The organism is Turicibacter sp. H121 (assembly GCF_001543345.1).
Lineage (GTDB): Bacteria > Bacillota_I > Bacilli_A > MOL361 > Turicibacteraceae > Turicibacter > Turicibacter bilis.
On record NZ_CP013476.1, the window covers coordinates 1,684,509 to 1,700,457 of the forward strand.

A 15,949-nucleotide genomic window follows, 5' to 3' on the forward strand; every position below is an offset into this window, starting at 1 on the left:
GGTGCTAGTCTTTTTTTATTTTTCTTAGAATTTGTTAGGGGGGAAAAGCATAACATATTTTTAGTATTTGGAATATAAGTAGATAAGTTGGTAATTCTAATAAGGTACCGCTTGAGGAGGTAGATTATATGGAAAAAAAAGTGCGACTTATTAGTGCTATTATTGTACCAGCAGTATTGTTTGTTTTATTTACTACTACTTATCAAAATTATCTTCCACAAAGAAATGTAATGGAGTTATTGGATAATTATAAATCATTACATTATGATTCAGAAAATGTTGCGATTAGATTATCTACTGATTCATCAGTCGAAACAGTTCTTTTAAATAAAGTGTTACCAAACATGAACTATAAAATTTTAGAGAGTCATATTGATGGAGATACAGCAATCGTTTCTCTACAAATAAGTAATATTAATTTGGATCATATGCTTAATGATTATCAAGCTAGTTTAGTTAAACAAACATTGAAACCTGTGCAAGATCAAAATTTACAGTCAACTGCACAGATTGACGACTTTGAGATTAGTTTATTAGTTAATTTAATTGATGATCCATCGATTAAAAAAGAATATGTCAGCCAAGATATTGAGCTAACACTTCATAAACAAGACGGAATTTGGGTACTAGAGGATAATGAAGCTTTTTTTAAAGCGGTTATGGGATATCAATCTGATGAGATTACATTCGAACATCTACTTCGTGAAGTTCAGTAGAAATAGAAAGCTATTTTGATTATAACAATCAAAATAGCTTTTTTTATAAGACAGATTGTAATATTAAGTGTAACACATAAAAAAACCCCTCATTTAACTGGGTAAATGTATTGAGAATCACCAAATTTACTTTTAAACATAAGATAAATTGGGTTATTTAATTGATTAGATGGAGGGATTTAAAATGGATCAAAATCTTTATCGTGCACTGAATCAACTGTTACAAGATTTAACTGTGGCAGAGCGAAATGTTCATATTCTTCACTGGAACTTAATTGCTGAAGGTTTTATCTATTTACATCCTTATTTGGGCGATGTTTATAATCAAATTTTTGAGTATATTGATATTACCGCTGAACAAATCCGTTTTCAAGAAGCATTGCCCGAAGGAACATTACAAGAGGCTACTTCCCATACTCGTTTAAATAGCATTGACTCAAAGCGTACTTATTCTAGCCAAGAAGCGATTACTATTACAATTTCGAATCTTGAGTATTTAAAAGCATTTACAAATAATATTATTACTTATGCCGATGAAAATAAATATTGGGATATTGTTGATGTTTTTACTGCACAGGTGGTTTACTATGATAAAGTTCTATATTTCTTAAGAAGCTCTCTAGAAAAATAAGCTTTAGTTTTATATGTTAATTTATTGTAAACGAACTCATTGAACTCAAAGCATCTCATCGCGTTACTTTTTACAGTTGTTTTAGTTGATAGTTTCCTAAAGCAGTTTATTATTATTTTATTTTTTATGAGTAATTGTATCTATCTTTCATAAGTTAAGATGAGGTTAAGACATGGATGTTCCCCCTTTCATTTAGTTGATAATGAATGAGGGCGAGCATCCATGTCTTTTTATTGTTAGAAAATACTTTTAAAGCTACTGTAACTCAATAATATAAGTTAGATGTTAAGTGGAAATTTTTTAGAAAGCGCTATTTCCAAAAGTTGATTTAACTGGTATTATTAGGTATAGTATTAAACTTTAATTAGGATGAAATCGGAGGGGATAAATAAATTAAGATTTAAAGAAGGATTTATTATCTTAAGTCGTTGATATAATCATCATCATTGATAAATATCTTTATGGAATTTTGAAGAAAAATATTGCAATTCGATTAGTTAATGAACGATAAAAAATAGATGATGTGACGACTTATTACTACAACGATTTATTTGAGGGATGGCGGTATTAGCCGTTAAATGAGAGAGATTGAATATGAAGAATGGAGAGTAAAAATGGAACAGTACATTAGTGAGCAGTTTAAAGTGACGTTTAAACCGATGGCAAATTCAGGGGCGGTCATCGAAGGAGAGCGATATCGAATTTCTTTTTTAACCTCGCGTTTAATTCGATTAGAATATGAGGAGAATGGATGTTTTGAAGATCATGCCAGTCAAGCGTTTTGGTATCGTGAACAAGAGGTACCAGCATTAAAGATTAAAGAAACAGAAGATATCATTGAAGCATCAACTGAACATTTACGTTTACGATATGTGAAAAATCAACCTTTTAGCGTGGATACTTTATCAATTGAGTTAAAATATTCATGTAAAATTTGGCGTTATGGAACGGAAGAAGGTCAAAATTTAAAAGGAACGGCTCGAACATTAGATGAAGTGAATGGGATGTTACAACTTGAAAAAGGGTTAATGTCAAGAGATGGTTATGTTATTATTGATGATTCAAAATCACTTGTTTTTAACGAATCAGGTTGGCTACAGCCACGCACCGCATCAGGAGTTGATTGTTATTTCTTTGGATACGGAACAGATTTTAAAGGATGTCTAAAAGATTATGCCAAAGTTTCAGGAAAAACTCCTTTAATTCCACGTTTTGCACTTGGAAACTGGTGGAGTCGTTATTGGCGTTATTCTGATGAAGAGTTATTAAAATTAATGACTCGCTTTGAAACGGAGGAAATTCCATTGTCGGTTTGTATTATTGACATGGATTGGCATCAAGTTGCCATTGATCCGAAATACGGAAGTGGCTGGACCGGTTATTCATGGAATCGTGACTTATTTAAAAACCCAACGCAATTTTTAAAACAATTACATGATAAAAAGTTAAAAACGTCTCTTAATTTACATCCAGCTGATGGAATTCGAGGCCATGAAGATTGTTATAAAGATGTGGCTGAATTTATGGGCGTGAATGTTGAGGAAGAACAAGCCGTTCAGTTTGATATTTCAAATCCAAAATTTATGAAAGCTTATTTTGAAAAGGTACATCATCCAATGGAAGCTGATGGGGTAGATTTTTGGTGGATAGATTGGCAACAAGGTCAAAATTCAAGTATGAAAGGGTTAGATCCACTGTTCTTTTTAAATCATTTACATTATCTTGACTTAGGACGTGACCAATCTAAACGTGGCTTTACTTTTTCACGTTGGCCAGGTCTTGGTGGACATCGTTATCCTATTGGATTTTCAGGCGATACGATTGTAACATGGGAATCTCTTCAATATCAGCCATACTTTACAGCAACCGCTGCTAATGTAGGTTACGGTTGGTGGAGTCATGATATTGGTGGACATATGCAAGGGTTAGATGATTCTGAACTTTATGCGCGTTGGGTTCAATATGGAGTCTTTAGTCCAATTAACCGCCTGCATACGTCAAGTGGGATTTTCAATCGCCGTGAACCATGGAAACATTCTCATGAAGCATTCAAGACGGCTAAACAGTATTTAAATCTACGTCATCAATTAGTGCCGTATCTTTATTCAATGGCTTGGCGAAATGAACAGGAAGGTCTTCCATTAGTTACACCACTTTATTACGATCATCCACATGAGCAAAAAGCATATGATTATAAAAATGAGTATTACTTTGGTAGTGAATTATTAGTGGCTCCACACTTAACAAAACGCTCAAATGTGACAAATCGTAGTTATACAGAAGTTTGGTTACCAAGTGGAGAATATTTTAACTTCTTTACAGGAGAGCCTTATAAAGGAAATAATATTTATCCGATGTATGGGAAATTAGAGGAGATGCCTGTATTTGCGAAAGCAGGAGCGATTATTCCGTTAGCAAAACATGATGATAATTCCATTGAAAATCCAGCTAAGATGGATATCTTAATTTTTGGAAAAAGTCAAAATTCATTTAACTTATATGAAGATGATGGAGAAAGTCGTCAATACGAACAAGGGGCTTATGCAATTACAACGTTTGCTGTGGATGCAAAAGGAAATGATTTAACATTTAACATCTTACCGGTAGCGGGAGACGTATCCGTTTTACCAACACAGCGTGAATATTGTTTAAAATTTAGAGGTGTGAGTCAAGAGGCAGATATTGTCGTTAAGATCAATGATGAAATCATCAAGGCAGAAGCCTCTTACGATAAAGTCACTTCAACACTAAGTGTAGAGTTACCAAATTATTCGTATACGGATGTAGTTGAAGTTTTCATCACAAGTGAAGATTTATATGGTTATCATCATGATGTGAATGAAGCAATTATTGAGCTAGTTCAAGATTCAACGATCCCAATGACGGATAAACAAAAGTTTGAACCATATTTCTACGGAATTTTAGATGAGAACTTGACGATCAATGAACGAATGATACGTACACTAGCTATGCCAATTCATGAAGAAGTCAAACAAGCTGTACTATCTATCTTATTGAAAGCAAAAATGGATGACGAAAAATAAGATTAAAACCTTAGAGATGAAGTGAAATTCATTTCTAAGGTTTTTTGATTTCACGATTAAATTGTGGTGTTTTTCCCTCTAAAATAGCATGAGACTTTAATTTCATGTATAACTATCGCAAAAACTGTCGCATTTATATTGACAATTCGTTATAAAAAAATGGTATAAAGAGAAAGGGTATACAGTTTGATTGAGAAGGATTCATAAAAAAGGAGAGAATAAGAATGATTAAATTAATTGCGACAGACATGGATGGAACATTATTAACAAGTGAAAAGAAGTTTCCTCCACATATGTTTAATATAATTGATCAGTTGCATGAACGTGAGATTAAATTTGCGGTAGCTAGTGGACGTCAATACTATACGTTATTAAAAGATTTCGAGTCTGTAAAAGATGAAGTAACATTTATTTGTGAGAATGGAGCGCTTGTCTTTGATAAAGGAGAAAATATTTTCTGTGATGCAATGGCATATGAAGATATTGTGAAATTGATTGAAATGATTCGTCAAATCAAAAATGCTTATCCAATTCTATGTGGAGTAGAATCAGCTTATATTGAGGATACTCATGAAGAATTTAATGAAAATGCAGATATGTATTATGCTCGTTGTGAACGTGTGGATGATTTACTTGAAGCTGCAAAGAGAGATAGAATTTGTAAAATAGCTATTTTTGATACAGAGGATGCGCAAATAAATACTTACATGCATGTTAAACATTTGAATGATAGCTTTAAAGTTTCGCTATCAGGACATCAATGGGTAGATATTATGAATCCGACGGTTAATAAAGGTGAAGCCATGCGTCTAATCCAAAAGAAATATAATATCTCTTATGATGAGACAATGGCTTTTGGAGATTACTTAAATGATTATGAGATGATGCAAACTTGTTATTATAGTTATGCTATGGAAAATGCCCATGAAGATTTAAAAGCTATTTGTAATTTCAATGCCCCATCCAATGATGAATTTGGAGTGATTACGACAATAGAACATTTTTTAAAAAAATAAAAAGCATATTATTTGTCTAAAAAAAAGTCGTGTGAGATAATGAAAATGTCTCAGAGAGACAACTGTAAAACAATACAATAAAGTCCTTGCCAAGACTTTTTTTAAACAGTAATTTATCCCCTCAAGAGTATTTAATAATTACCCCCTCAAATAATTATTAATAACCTCAAAAACTTGATCCGGTTACCTTTTGTAACTGGATCTTTTTTTTGTTCTTAAAGATATTGGCTTGGAATTGTGTAAAAAAGTAAATTTTACTATAAAAGACCATACATTTAACCATATATCTATAACATCTAAACATGGTAAGAAAACGGTTCCTCGTTTATAATGAAGGCATGTTCAGGACAATCTGAAAGATTAGATGAATGAAGAATAAGGAGAGGGAACCATGCCGATTTTATTTAACGAGCAAACGAAAGAGTTTCATTTATACAATGATGAAGTAAGCTATATCATGAATATCTTACCAAATCACCAATTAGGGCAATTATACTACGGTAAAAAAATTCGTCATAATGACTCATTTGCACATTTATTAGAAGAACGTCCACGTCCATTATCAGCCTGTGCGTTCGAAGGAAATATGAGCTTCTCAATGGAGCATATTAAACAAGAGTATCCTTGCTATGGAACAGGTGATTTCAAATATCCTGCCTATGAAATCTTACAACAAAACGGAAGTGACATTACAAACTTTGAATATGTTTCACACTGTATTTATAATGGAAAACCAAGACTTTCAGATAAATTACCTGCAACATATGTTGAAGTTGATGAAGAAGCAACAACAGTAGAAGTTACATTAAAAGATGAACTAATTCAAACTAAATTAGTATTAACTTATACTATTTACGAAACACGTCCGGTTATTACTCGTAATGCCCGCTTCAAACATTTAGGAGAAGAGCAAATCACATTAACAAGTGCGATGAGCGCATCTGTTGATTTACCAGACTATGATTATGAAATGATTGAATTAACAGGGGCATGGTCAAGAGAGCGTTATGTTAAAAATCGTAAATTAGAACATGGAATCCAAGCTGTGTATAGTATGCGTGGAGCTAGTAGTTCAAACTATAATCCATTTCTAGCCTTAAAACGTCCACATACAACTGAATTTGATGGAGAAGTTTATGGGTTTAGCTTAGTTTATAGTGGAAACTTCTTAGCACAAGCAGAAGTTCATACATATGGCACAACTCGTGTAATGATGGGATTACATCCAAATCGTTTTAACTGGGTACTAAGTCAAGGTGAAGAGTTTCAAACACCAGAAGTTGTCATGGTATATAGTGAAAATGGTTTAAATGGAATGAGTCAAACTTATCATGAGTTATATCGTACACGTTTATGCCGTGGATATTGGCGAGATCGTGTGCGTCCAATTCTAGTGAATAACTGGGAAGCCACATATTTCGATTTCAATGAAGATAAAATTGTGTCAATTGCCAAAGATGCAAAAGATTTAGGGATTGAATTATTCGTCTTAGATGATGGATGGTTTGGTAACCGTGAAGATGATACAGTAGGATTAGGTGACTGGTACGTTAAAAATTTTGAAAAGTTACCTAACGGAATCACGGGACTTGCAAATCGTGTCACTGAATTAGGGATCAAATTCGGATTATGGTTTGAGCCAGAAATGGTAAATAAAGATAGTGACTTATATCGTGCCCATCCAGATTGGATTTTAACAACACCAAACCGTCGTGCCTGTCATGGACGTAACCAATACGTTTTAGATTTTTCACGTCAAGAAGTTGTAGACTATATCTATGAAGCCATGGCAAAGGTATTAGGGGAAGCTCCAATTTCGTATGTAAAATGGGATATGAACCGTAACATTACAGAATGTTTCTCAGCAGTAGCTAATGCTGCCGATCAAGGGAAAGTATTCCACAAATATATTTTAGGAGTATATGATTTATATGATCGTTTAACGACAAAATTCCCTGAAATTTTATTTGAATCATGTGCAAGCGGAGGGTCACGTTTTGATCCAGGTATGTTATACTATGCACCACAAACTTGGACAAGTGATGACACAGATGCGATTGAACGTTTAAAAATCCAATACGGAACATCAATGGTATACCCAATCAGCAGTATGGGATCACACGTGTCAGCTATTCCGAACCACCAATTATATCGTCATGCACCATTATCGACGCGTGCAAATGTCGCTTACTTTGGAACATTCGGATATGAGTTAGACTTAAATAAGTTAACAGATGTAGAAAAAGAAGAAGTAAAAGAACAAATTAAATTCTTTAAAGAATACCGGGAAACAATCTTCAATGGAACATTCTATCGCTTAGTAAGTCCGTTTGAAGGGAATGAAACATGCTGGATGATGGTTTCACCAGACCAAAAAACAGCATTAGTTGGATATTATCGTCCACTAAATGAAGTGAATGTTGGATTCCGTCGTGTGAAATTACAAGGATTAAATCCTGACTTTAAATACCATGTTTCAATTAATGAGACAACTCACTACGGTGATGAGTTAATGAATGCTGGTTTAATTACATCAGATGGTTCATGTGGTGAAAATAAAAATCCATACGATGGGACAAATGGAGACTACCAATCACGTATCTACGTTTTAACAGCGGAATAATAAAAAGATGTAGAAGGATTTACTTTCTACATCTTTTCTTTTTGGTGAGGATCTGTATCTCGTTTATAATAGTTTTCGGTATTAGATTTCCGATATTGAGTTGGCGTTAAGCCAGTCACTTTTTTGAAAGTTTTTGAAAAAGCAAGTGGGTCTGTGTATCCACAAGAATGAGCAATAGTATTAATTGAAAGAGTCGTATTCATTAATAATTCGGAAGCTTTCGTAATACGAAATTTAAGTAGAAATTGTTGAGGTGACAGATGCATCGTTTGTTGAAAAATGGTTGTTAAATAGGTTCGACTAAGTGAAACATAATTTGCGATATCTGCAACTAAAATAGGGTTCTGATAATTTTTTTGAATGTATTCAATGGCTTTACTAATATAGAGATTATCAATTTCTACATCTTCTTCGTATGGAATTTCAGCTGATTTGGCAAGAGCAGCAAAGAATAAAAATAATAATCCTTGTAAGGAAAATTCATTATAGTGGCTCAATGTATCGTGCCTCATCATTTGATCGAGATAAGACTTTAACAAATCAGAATCATTGCAAGAGAAAGTATAAGTCTTTTCGTCCAATCCACTATATTTTAGATACGTTTCAGCTTTACTACCATCAAATCCAATCCATAAATAAGTCCATGGCTCCTCTTCATCCGCTTGATAAAATGTTAACTCCTTTGGTCGAATTAAAAATCCTTGATTTTCCTCAATCGTATACTTACGCTCATTTACATAGTAATAGCCTTTTCCTTTCAATACATAATGAATGAGATAATTAGGTCGAACTGCCGGTCCAAAAGAATAAGAAGATGGACACTCTTGATGTCCACAATATAATAAATAGAAATCTTCAAATGTTTGATCCTTAAATTTTAAAAATGAATAACTTAGTGACATACAATCCCCTCATAATTACTAAGACATCTTTACTAAGATTATAGCGTAAAAGATGGTAAATAGATAAAAAATAACAATAAAATTGGAGAAAAAAATATGATTATGATATGCTTAACAAAGATATATAAGTTCATCTAAGTTTTTTACATTGCAAAAAGTTAACCCCCTAGCAGTGGAGGAATAGATTTCTTTCAGAAATCGCTAGGTGACCCAAGCCCTAGCAGTGGAGAAATAGATTTCTTTCAGAAATCGCTAGGTGACCCAAGCCCTAGCAGTGGAGGAATAGATTTCTTTCAGAAATCGCTAGGTGACCCAAGCCCTAGCAGTGGAGGAATAGATTTCTTTCAGAAATCGCTAGGTGACCCAAGCCCTAGCAGTGGAGGAATAGATTTCTTTCAGAAATCGCTAGGTGACCCAAGCCCTAGCAGTGGAGGAATAGATTTCTTTCAGAAATCACTAGGTGACCCAAGCCCTACTAGCGGAGGAAACATGCTTCGCATGGCAGGTGACCCAAGCCCTACTAGCGGAGGAAACATGCTTCGCATGGCAGGTGACCCAAGCCCTACTAGCGGAGGAAACATGCTTCGCATGGCAGGTGACCCAAGCCCTACTAGCGGAGGAAACATGCTTCGCATGGCAGGTGACCCAAGCCCTACTAGTGGAGGAAACATGCTTCGCATGGCAGGGTACCCACGGCAGAACTATGAAATATTTAGGTTGTCGTAGTAAATGTAGATTTTATTTTTGTTTGTATATAGATTTTAAGTTTAATTACGTTAATTAGAGTAATGATTATTAGAATCTTATAACATAGTTAAAGAGAGGTATTAAATATGGATTTTAATGCATTGAGTGGAGTCGTTGTCACTAAGGAAAGTCCTAATTATGAAGAATGTTGTTTATCTTGGAATCGTGCGATTGAGAAACACCCATTAGTTATTGTGTACTGCCAAGAGAATCAAGATGTTATTCAGGCAATCAAGTGGGCAAAGCAATACGGAGTTCCATTTCGAATTCGTTCAGGAACTCATCATTATGAAGGTTATTCAACAGGGGATCAATTATTAGTCATTGATGTTAGTTGTATGAACCGCATTGAGTTAAATGAAACAACCGTTAAAGTTCAAGGTGGCGTTCGTAATCGTGAATTGTATGAGGCTGTTTGTGGAGCGGGTTATCCTTTTCCAGGTGGTGGGTGTCCAACGGTAGGAGTTGCTGGCTATACACTTGGTGGTGGCTGGGGATATTCTAGCCGATTATTTGGATTAGGCTGTGACCAATTAATTGAAGCTGAGGTTATTACTGCAGAAGGGCAATTAATCGTGGCAAATGCTAATCAACATGAAGATTTATTTTGGGCGCTTCGCGGTAGCGGTGGCGGAAACTTTGGAGTGGTGACGTCATTAACGTATCGCTTACCAGAAAAAATAGAAATGGCAACATTAATCAATATTGATTATGAACACGTTGGATTTGCCAAAGTGGTTGATGTCGCGCTTCGTTATCAACGATTCTTTAAAAATTTAGATCGTCGTTTGAATTTAAAGATGGCGATGTATAATTCTGAAACGAAAGGAAAAGGCGTAAAGTTAACAGGACTTTTCTATGGTTCAAAAGAAGAAGCTCAAGACTTGCTATCCTTATTCCAAGATGCTACTGATTTTGATTTTGACTATATGACTGTTTTACAAGCGAATCGTGAGATTCAAGATAGCCATCCAGAGTTTGAAATGTACCGTTCAGGTGGACGTTTTATTCATCGTGATTATAGTGCCGATGAATTATTAACCATGTTAGATTTAATTGATGAACGTGCACAAGGTTCATTATATACAGCAATTACGTTCTATGGATTAGGTGGTGCCATTGCTGATATAGAAAAAGATGAGACAGCTTTTTATTATCGTGATGCTTCCTTTATTCTTGGTTTCCAATCGGTATGGGAAGATCCAAAGTACCGAGCTATTAATAATGAATGGGTATTAGAACGTTTTAATGTATTAGCAACCTATACACGAGGATCATTCATTAACTTCCCGATTGTGCAACCGGGTGATTATGAAAAGAACTATTATGGAGATAATTTAGAAGCTTTAAAAGCAGTTAAAAGAAAGTATGATCCTGAAGGGATTTTTAACTTTGAACAAGCCATAAAACCATAAAAAAGCGGATAAAGTATCCGCTTTTTTTGAGTCAAAATGACAGTTTTAAAATAAGACAAAATCACATTGACACTCATCCCTTGGACTGATAAGATGATAAGGAATTTTGAAGTGTAAAGTTTAATCATTTTAACGCTAAAAAGGAGAGATAAATGTCATGATGACGGATATGACTAAAGGAAATGCAACAAAGTTAATTCTTGCTTTTACGGTTCCTATTTTAATTGGGAACTTATTTCAACAACTTTATAGTATGGTTGATACAGCGATTGTTGGGCAGTTTGTGGGGGTGCAGGCTTTAGCAGCTGTTGGATCAACAGGCGGGTTAATTTTTTTAGTACAAGGATTTGTTAATGGATTAACTCATGGATTCTCAGTGATTGTTTCTCAACGATATGGAGCGAATGATGAAGAAGGAATAAAAAAAGCAACAGCAACGTCGATTTATTTATCGGCTATTGCAACTGTTGTTTTAACGATTATTTGTGTACTTGGGGCTAAGTCTATTTTACAGTTGATGAATACGCCAGCCGATATTATGGACGAGGCCTCGTTATATGTCATCATTTTCTTTGGGGGATTAGTAGCGACGATTGTTTATAACTTACTAGCTTCATTATTACGTGCATTTGGAGATAGTAAAACGCCGCTTTATTTTTTAATCTTAGCATCAATTACCAATATTGTTTTAGACCTTATCTTAATTATTAATTTTAAGATGGGAGTAGCTGGAGCTGCCATTGCGACTGTTGTCTCACAAGGACTATCCGGCTTTTTATGCTATCTCTACATGTTAAAGAAATTTGACATTTTGGCATTGAAAAAAGAACACTTTAAATATGATCCATTACTTGTCAAAGAGCTAATGTTTGTATCATTACCAATGGCACTTCAATACTCGATTACAGCGATTGGAGTAATGATTTTACAAGTTGCTGTGAATAGTTTTGGATCAACAACAGTAGCAGCTTTTACGGCAGCAAGTAAAGTGGAGCAGTTAGTTGTTCAACCAGGGATTGCACTGGGAATGACAATGGCAACATATTCAGCGCAAAACTTAGGAGCACGACAAATTGAACGTGTTCGTCAAGGAGTTCGCCAATGTACATGGATTACCTTAATTACAAATGCTTTAGCTGGGGTAATCGTTGTTTTATTTGGTAGCTATATCGTCCAATTATTTATCCCATCTGAAAATATGGATGCCCTCCCATTATCACAACAATATTTAAACACTGTTTCGATTTTCTTCCCAATTTTAGGATTATTATTCTTGTATCGTTTTACATTACAAGGAATTGGGAATACCGTTGTTCCAATGTTTGCAGGGGTCATGGAATTAATTATGCGTACATTAGTCGCCTTTACTTTACCAGGATTATTAGGTTATCAAGGGGTTTGTTTGGCTAGTCCATTCGCATGGATAGGAGCCACTGTTTGGTTACTATGGTCATACTTTAAAACGATGCCAAAGCTGCAAGCTAAACATGCCGCTCAATCAATAGAATTAAAAGAATTGAAATTAGAGAACAGTTAATAAAATAGATGTAAGTCCAGCTTTTTATTTAGAAGTTGGATTTTTTCTAAGGTAAATGTTTATAATAAAAAAGGAAACCTAAATATGATGTGACTTATTATTTAAATGGATAAAAGTAAACAGGTGATTCCAATAATAAACCATGATTTATATATTCATGATTTAAACTTTCGTGAATCCCTGACTATTAGATTGGAAAATAAAGTGCATTATGTTTGAAGAAGAGATAGTTAATGGTTATAATATAAGTATATTTAGAGTTTCAAAATTGAATGGAGGAATAACAATGAAATTTTATATTTGCCCTGAAAGTCAAACAGTTGTTGAAGTAGTAGCGGGACAACCTGCACCGTTAACTTGTGATGGAAAACCAATGGAAGAGTTAGTACCAAACTCAACTAATGCTGCTGTTGAAAAACACATGCCAGTTTTATCAGCTGAAAATGGAGTATTAAAAGTATGTGTTGGTGAAGTTGAACACCCAAGTATCGAAAAACACTGGATCCCATTTGTAGCTGTTAAAGCTGGAGATTTAGTATTACGTCGCTCAATCAACGCAACTGAAAAACCAGAAGCAATCTTCCCATTAGGAGATTTCAAAGGAGAAGTTGAAGTTTACGCTTGGTGTAATTTACACGGAATCTGGAAAGCTACAATCACATTATAATTTTCATGAATAGATGAGAGTCGGATTGAATCCGGCTCTTTTTTTGTATAAAAGTTTGTAAAATACAAAGTCTAAGACAGAAATTAAAGTGAGGTGTTTTTATGAAGATAGGGATGGCCTGTGATCATGCAGGTATCGAATTAAAAGAAGAGATTAAAATCTATTTACAAAATGAAGGACATGAGGTTATTGATTTTAAAACGAATCATGAAGAATCATGTGATTTACCAGATTACGTTTATCCCGCTTCAGTGGCTGTTAGTGAAGGGCAAGTAGAGCGTAAAATTTTAGTAGACGGCTTAGGCTATGGAAGTGCAATGATTGTAAATAAACTTCCTGGAATTTTTGCAGCTGTCTGCCAAGATCCCTTTTGTACGAGCTTGGCACGTTCGCATTCAAATCCCAACGTTATTTGCCTTGATGGTAAATTTATTAGCTAGGCCCTTGCTCTCGAGATTGTTAAGACCTAGCTCTCTACTGACTATTTATCGAACATCAAAGAATATACAACACGTGTGGAGAAAGTCATCCAGATTAATCAAAAACATGTGCGAGGCTAATAAGAAGTGATGAACTAAAGAAAGGTGATAATTAAATGGAAGAATTATTAGCACGTCAAAAGACATTAATGTTAAGTACATTAACGAGTAATCACAGTCCATTCATTAGTTATGCGCCCTATATTATGAGAGGCCATGATATCTACATCTATATTAGTCAAACAGCAGAACATTATCATAATCTAGTGGCTAATCCAGCCTGCGCTATTATGATTATCGAAGATGAACATGAGGCAAAAAATATTTTTGCAAGACAACGCGTCTCTTTTGTTGCTTCTGCTACTTTAGTAGAAGAGGAGGAGGAAGTTTATGAATGGTTTAAAGAAGCCCATGATCATAAAATGATTGAGCGTCTTCGTACCATGGATTTTGGATTCTTCAAATTAACATTAAAAAAAGGGCGATTAGTCAAAGGATTTGGACAAGCTTTTGATATTAATTATTCAAATGGTATCCCAAGTTTAAGTCCAGTCGGTGGAGAAGGGACCGCTCATCAATTACATCTCCAAAAATTGTGAGTAATTAGACTCTTTTCAATTAAAAAGTTTTTATGTAAAATAACAGTAATAAGTTAGCAGTGGGGTATTAGCTAAACTTATCGATGGATTAAGATTTAGAAGAGAAGAGAATTAAAGGTGATGGTATTTTAATCATATCATCACAAGGGAAGGATGGAGTCATCATGAAATCGACAGACGTAATTAGTAAAACAACAAAGCCAGTGACAAAGGCAGATTGGTTAAAGCTTTTAAAACAATTAAATCTTGCTAGTGAAGAGTTATTAATTGTTTATACAGATTTAAAATCATTTGATTACGTTATTGGTGGAGCACAAACCATTATCGAAGCAATTTATGAGGTGGCAGGTTATCATACAACGATTATTATGCCGGCTCATTCAATTAACCAAACATGTCCAACTTTCTTTGATGAATCATTACCAAAGAAATGGAAATCGACTATTTATAAACACACACCAGCCTTTGATTCGGAAGTGTCACCGATTTTAGCAGGAGATGTTTCAGAAACTTTCGCAAGAAATCGAAACGTTTGTCGAAGTGAACATCCAATTGCTTCTTATTTAGCGTCAGGAAGAAAAGCAGATTGGTTTATGGCTAATCATCAATTACAATCAATGTTTGGGGAAAATTCACCGTTACAAAAATTATATGCACAAGATGCCAAAATTTTATGTTTAGGTGTAGATTATACTCAGTTAACAGCACTTCATTTAGCTGAATATTTAGCTAATTGTCGTACAAAAACAACTCATGAAGCAGTAATTCTTGAAAATGGAAAACGTACGTTAGTAGAGTTTGAAGATTTAGCGTTAGATTCTAGTCAATTTAATGAACTAGGAGCAGCTTATGAACAAATAACTAATGTACCAAAGTATTCAGTTGGTGGAGGAAGTTGCTTCTTACTAGATTATCGATCATTGATAGACTTTGCTACGGATTATTTAAAATTAAATTAAAATTAGGGAGTAGGACATGAAATGTCTTACTCCTTTTTTTTATAATAAATTTGTGATTCTGTTATGACAAATTGCGGATTTACATCGTGTGATTCGGTTTCTATTTGATCAACGATTTGTAGGTCAAATGCTAGTGCGATTTTATCTAAAGTAGGATAACGATTTAAATAACGATCATAAAAACCTTTTCCATAACCAATTCGATGACAATTAATATCAAATACGACACCTGGCATAATCATAAGCCCCTCGTTATTAGAGATACACTCATTCGTCACAGGCTCTAATATTCCAAATGTACCAGTTGCTAAATCATCAAAGGTGTGAATCTGATAAAATTTCATTTCCCCATCAATAATTTTAGGGGTAGCAACAATCTTATTTAATTTCCAGGCTGTTTCAATGATTAAACGTGTGGAGACTTCATGACGATAATCGATATAAATATAAATGACTGGCGCATTTAAAAAAGTAGGATGACTACAGATCTTTTTTTGGATTTGTTTACTTTTTTCTAAGATTTCAGTTGCACTTAATTGGAGACGTTGAGAGATAATTTCTTGGCGTAGTTGCTTTTTACTTTTCATATTCTCACCTCAAAAATTGATTATGCT

At 34.3% G+C, this 15,949-nt stretch carries 13 protein-coding genes; 11 read left to right on the plus strand and 2 right to left on the minus strand.

Going from position 1 to position 15,949, the window contains the following annotated elements; all coding sequences use genetic code 11:
* Positions 1-128: 128 nt before the first annotated feature.
* The 5 genes from AT726_RS08110 to AT726_RS08130 all read left to right on the plus strand — a co-directional run bounded on the left by AT726_RS08110 (position 129) and on the right by AT726_RS08130 (position 8,030).
* Positions 129-716, plus strand: a complete 588-nt coding sequence (locus AT726_RS08110) for a hypothetical protein (RefSeq protein ID WP_055241831.1) — start codon at positions 129-131, stop codon at positions 714-716.
* 184 nt (positions 717-900) lie between these two features.
* On the plus strand, positions 901-1,347 hold the full coding sequence (locus AT726_RS08115) for a Dps family protein (RefSeq protein ID WP_055241829.1): 447 nt from the start codon (positions 901-903) through the stop codon (positions 1,345-1,347).
* A 614-nt stretch (positions 1,348-1,961) separates the two neighbouring features.
* Entirely contained in the window at positions 1,962-4,391 is a 2,430-nt protein-coding gene (locus AT726_RS08120; protein ID WP_068759369.1) for a glycoside hydrolase family 31 protein, read from the plus strand.
* A gap of 224 nt (positions 4,392-4,615) precedes the next feature.
* Positions 4,616-5,407, plus strand: a complete 792-nt coding sequence (locus tag AT726_RS08125; RefSeq protein ID WP_070099787.1) for an HAD family hydrolase — start codon at positions 4,616-4,618, stop codon at positions 5,405-5,407.
* A 391-nt stretch (positions 5,408-5,798) separates the two neighbouring features.
* Positions 5,799-8,030: an alpha-galactosidase gene (locus AT726_RS08130; RefSeq protein WP_055277393.1), complete on the plus strand. Its 2,232-nt coding sequence runs from the start codon at positions 5,799-5,801 to the stop codon at positions 8,028-8,030.
* 26 nt (positions 8,031-8,056) lie between these two features.
* Here AT726_RS08130 and AT726_RS08135 read toward each other — a convergent pair whose 3' ends face one another.
* Positions 8,057-8,932, minus strand: coding sequence for an AraC family transcriptional regulator (locus AT726_RS08135; protein WP_068759370.1), 876 nt, complete (start codon positions 8,930-8,932; stop codon positions 8,057-8,059).
* Positions 8,933-9,765: 833 nt separating this feature from the next.
* Between AT726_RS08135 and AT726_RS08145 the strand changes: the two genes are divergently transcribed.
* The 6 genes from AT726_RS08145 (at position 9,766) to AT726_RS08170 (ending at position 15,335) form a co-directional block, all read left to right on the plus strand.
* Positions 9,766-11,094 carry an FAD-binding oxidoreductase gene (locus AT726_RS08145; protein WP_055277397.1) on the plus strand — a complete coding sequence of 443 codons (1,329 nt, stop codon included), beginning with the start codon at positions 9,766-9,768 and terminating at the stop codon, positions 11,092-11,094.
* 157 nt (positions 11,095-11,251) lie between these two features.
* Positions 11,252-12,631 (plus strand): MATE family efflux transporter, encoded by a 1,380-nt coding sequence (locus AT726_RS08150; RefSeq protein WP_055277399.1) that lies wholly within the window; start codon positions 11,252-11,254, stop codon positions 12,629-12,631.
* 286 nt (positions 12,632-12,917) lie between these two features.
* The gene (locus tag AT726_RS08155; protein WP_055241815.1) at positions 12,918-13,298 is read left to right on the plus strand and encodes a desulfoferrodoxin family protein; all 381 of its coding nucleotides are present in this window, start codon (positions 12,918-12,920) and stop codon (positions 13,296-13,298) included.
* Between the two features lie 101 nt (positions 13,299-13,399).
* Entirely contained in the window at positions 13,400-13,738 is a 339-nt protein-coding gene (locus tag AT726_RS08160) for an RpiB/LacA/LacB family sugar-phosphate isomerase (RefSeq protein WP_237297037.1), read from the plus strand.
* A gap of 155 nt (positions 13,739-13,893) precedes the next feature.
* Complete coding sequence (locus AT726_RS08165) at positions 13,894-14,376, plus strand: HugZ family pyridoxamine 5'-phosphate oxidase (RefSeq protein ID WP_082704891.1); 483 nt, start codon at positions 13,894-13,896, stop codon at positions 14,374-14,376.
* A gap of 164 nt (positions 14,377-14,540) precedes the next feature.
* Positions 14,541-15,335, plus strand: a complete 795-nt coding sequence (locus tag AT726_RS08170) for an aminoglycoside N(3)-acetyltransferase (protein ID WP_237297038.1) — start codon at positions 14,541-14,543, stop codon at positions 15,333-15,335.
* 26 nt (positions 15,336-15,361) lie between these two features.
* Here the strand turns inward: AT726_RS08170 and AT726_RS08175 are convergent, their stop codons facing one another.
* Positions 15,362-15,922, minus strand: coding sequence for a 5-formyltetrahydrofolate cyclo-ligase (locus AT726_RS08175; RefSeq protein WP_068759372.1), 561 nt, complete (start codon positions 15,920-15,922; stop codon positions 15,362-15,364).
* Positions 15,923-15,949: the final 27 nt, after the last annotated feature.

Excerpts from the sequence above, each read along its gene's own strand:
- AT726_RS08120 (WP_068759369.1), top strand. The coding sequence starts at position 1,962 with ATGGAACAGTACATTAGTGAGCAGTTTAAAGTGACGTTTAAACCGATG.
- AT726_RS08135 (WP_068759370.1), bottom strand. The coding sequence starts at position 8,932 with ATGTCACTAAGTTATTCATTTTTAAAATTTAAGGATCAAACATTTGAA.
- AT726_RS08170 (WP_237297038.1), top strand. The coding sequence starts at position 14,541 with ATGAAATCGACAGACGTAATTAGTAAAACAACAAAGCCAGTGACAAAG.
- AT726_RS08145 (WP_055277397.1), top strand. The coding sequence starts at position 9,766 with ATGGATTTTAATGCATTGAGTGGAGTCGTTGTCACTAAGGAAAGTCCT.
- AT726_RS08115 (WP_055241829.1), top strand. The coding sequence starts at position 901 with ATGGATCAAAATCTTTATCGTGCACTGAATCAACTGTTACAAGATTTA.
- AT726_RS08110 (WP_055241831.1), top strand. The coding sequence starts at position 129 with ATGGAAAAAAAAGTGCGACTTATTAGTGCTATTATTGTACCAGCAGTA.
- AT726_RS08175 (WP_068759372.1), bottom strand. The coding sequence starts at position 15,922 with ATGAAAAGTAAAAAGCAACTACGCCAAGAAATTATCTCTCAACGTCTC.
- AT726_RS08150 (WP_055277399.1), top strand. The coding sequence starts at position 11,252 with ATGATGACGGATATGACTAAAGGAAATGCAACAAAGTTAATTCTTGCT.
- AT726_RS08155 (WP_055241815.1), top strand. The coding sequence starts at position 12,918 with ATGAAATTTTATATTTGCCCTGAAAGTCAAACAGTTGTTGAAGTAGTA.
- AT726_RS08130 (WP_055277393.1), top strand. The coding sequence starts at position 5,799 with ATGCCGATTTTATTTAACGAGCAAACGAAAGAGTTTCATTTATACAAT.
- AT726_RS08160 (WP_237297037.1), top strand. The coding sequence starts at position 13,400 with ATGAAGATAGGGATGGCCTGTGATCATGCAGGTATCGAATTAAAAGAA.
- AT726_RS08125 (WP_070099787.1), top strand. The coding sequence starts at position 4,616 with ATGATTAAATTAATTGCGACAGACATGGATGGAACATTATTAACAAGT.
- AT726_RS08165 (WP_082704891.1), top strand. The coding sequence starts at position 13,894 with ATGGAAGAATTATTAGCACGTCAAAAGACATTAATGTTAAGTACATTA.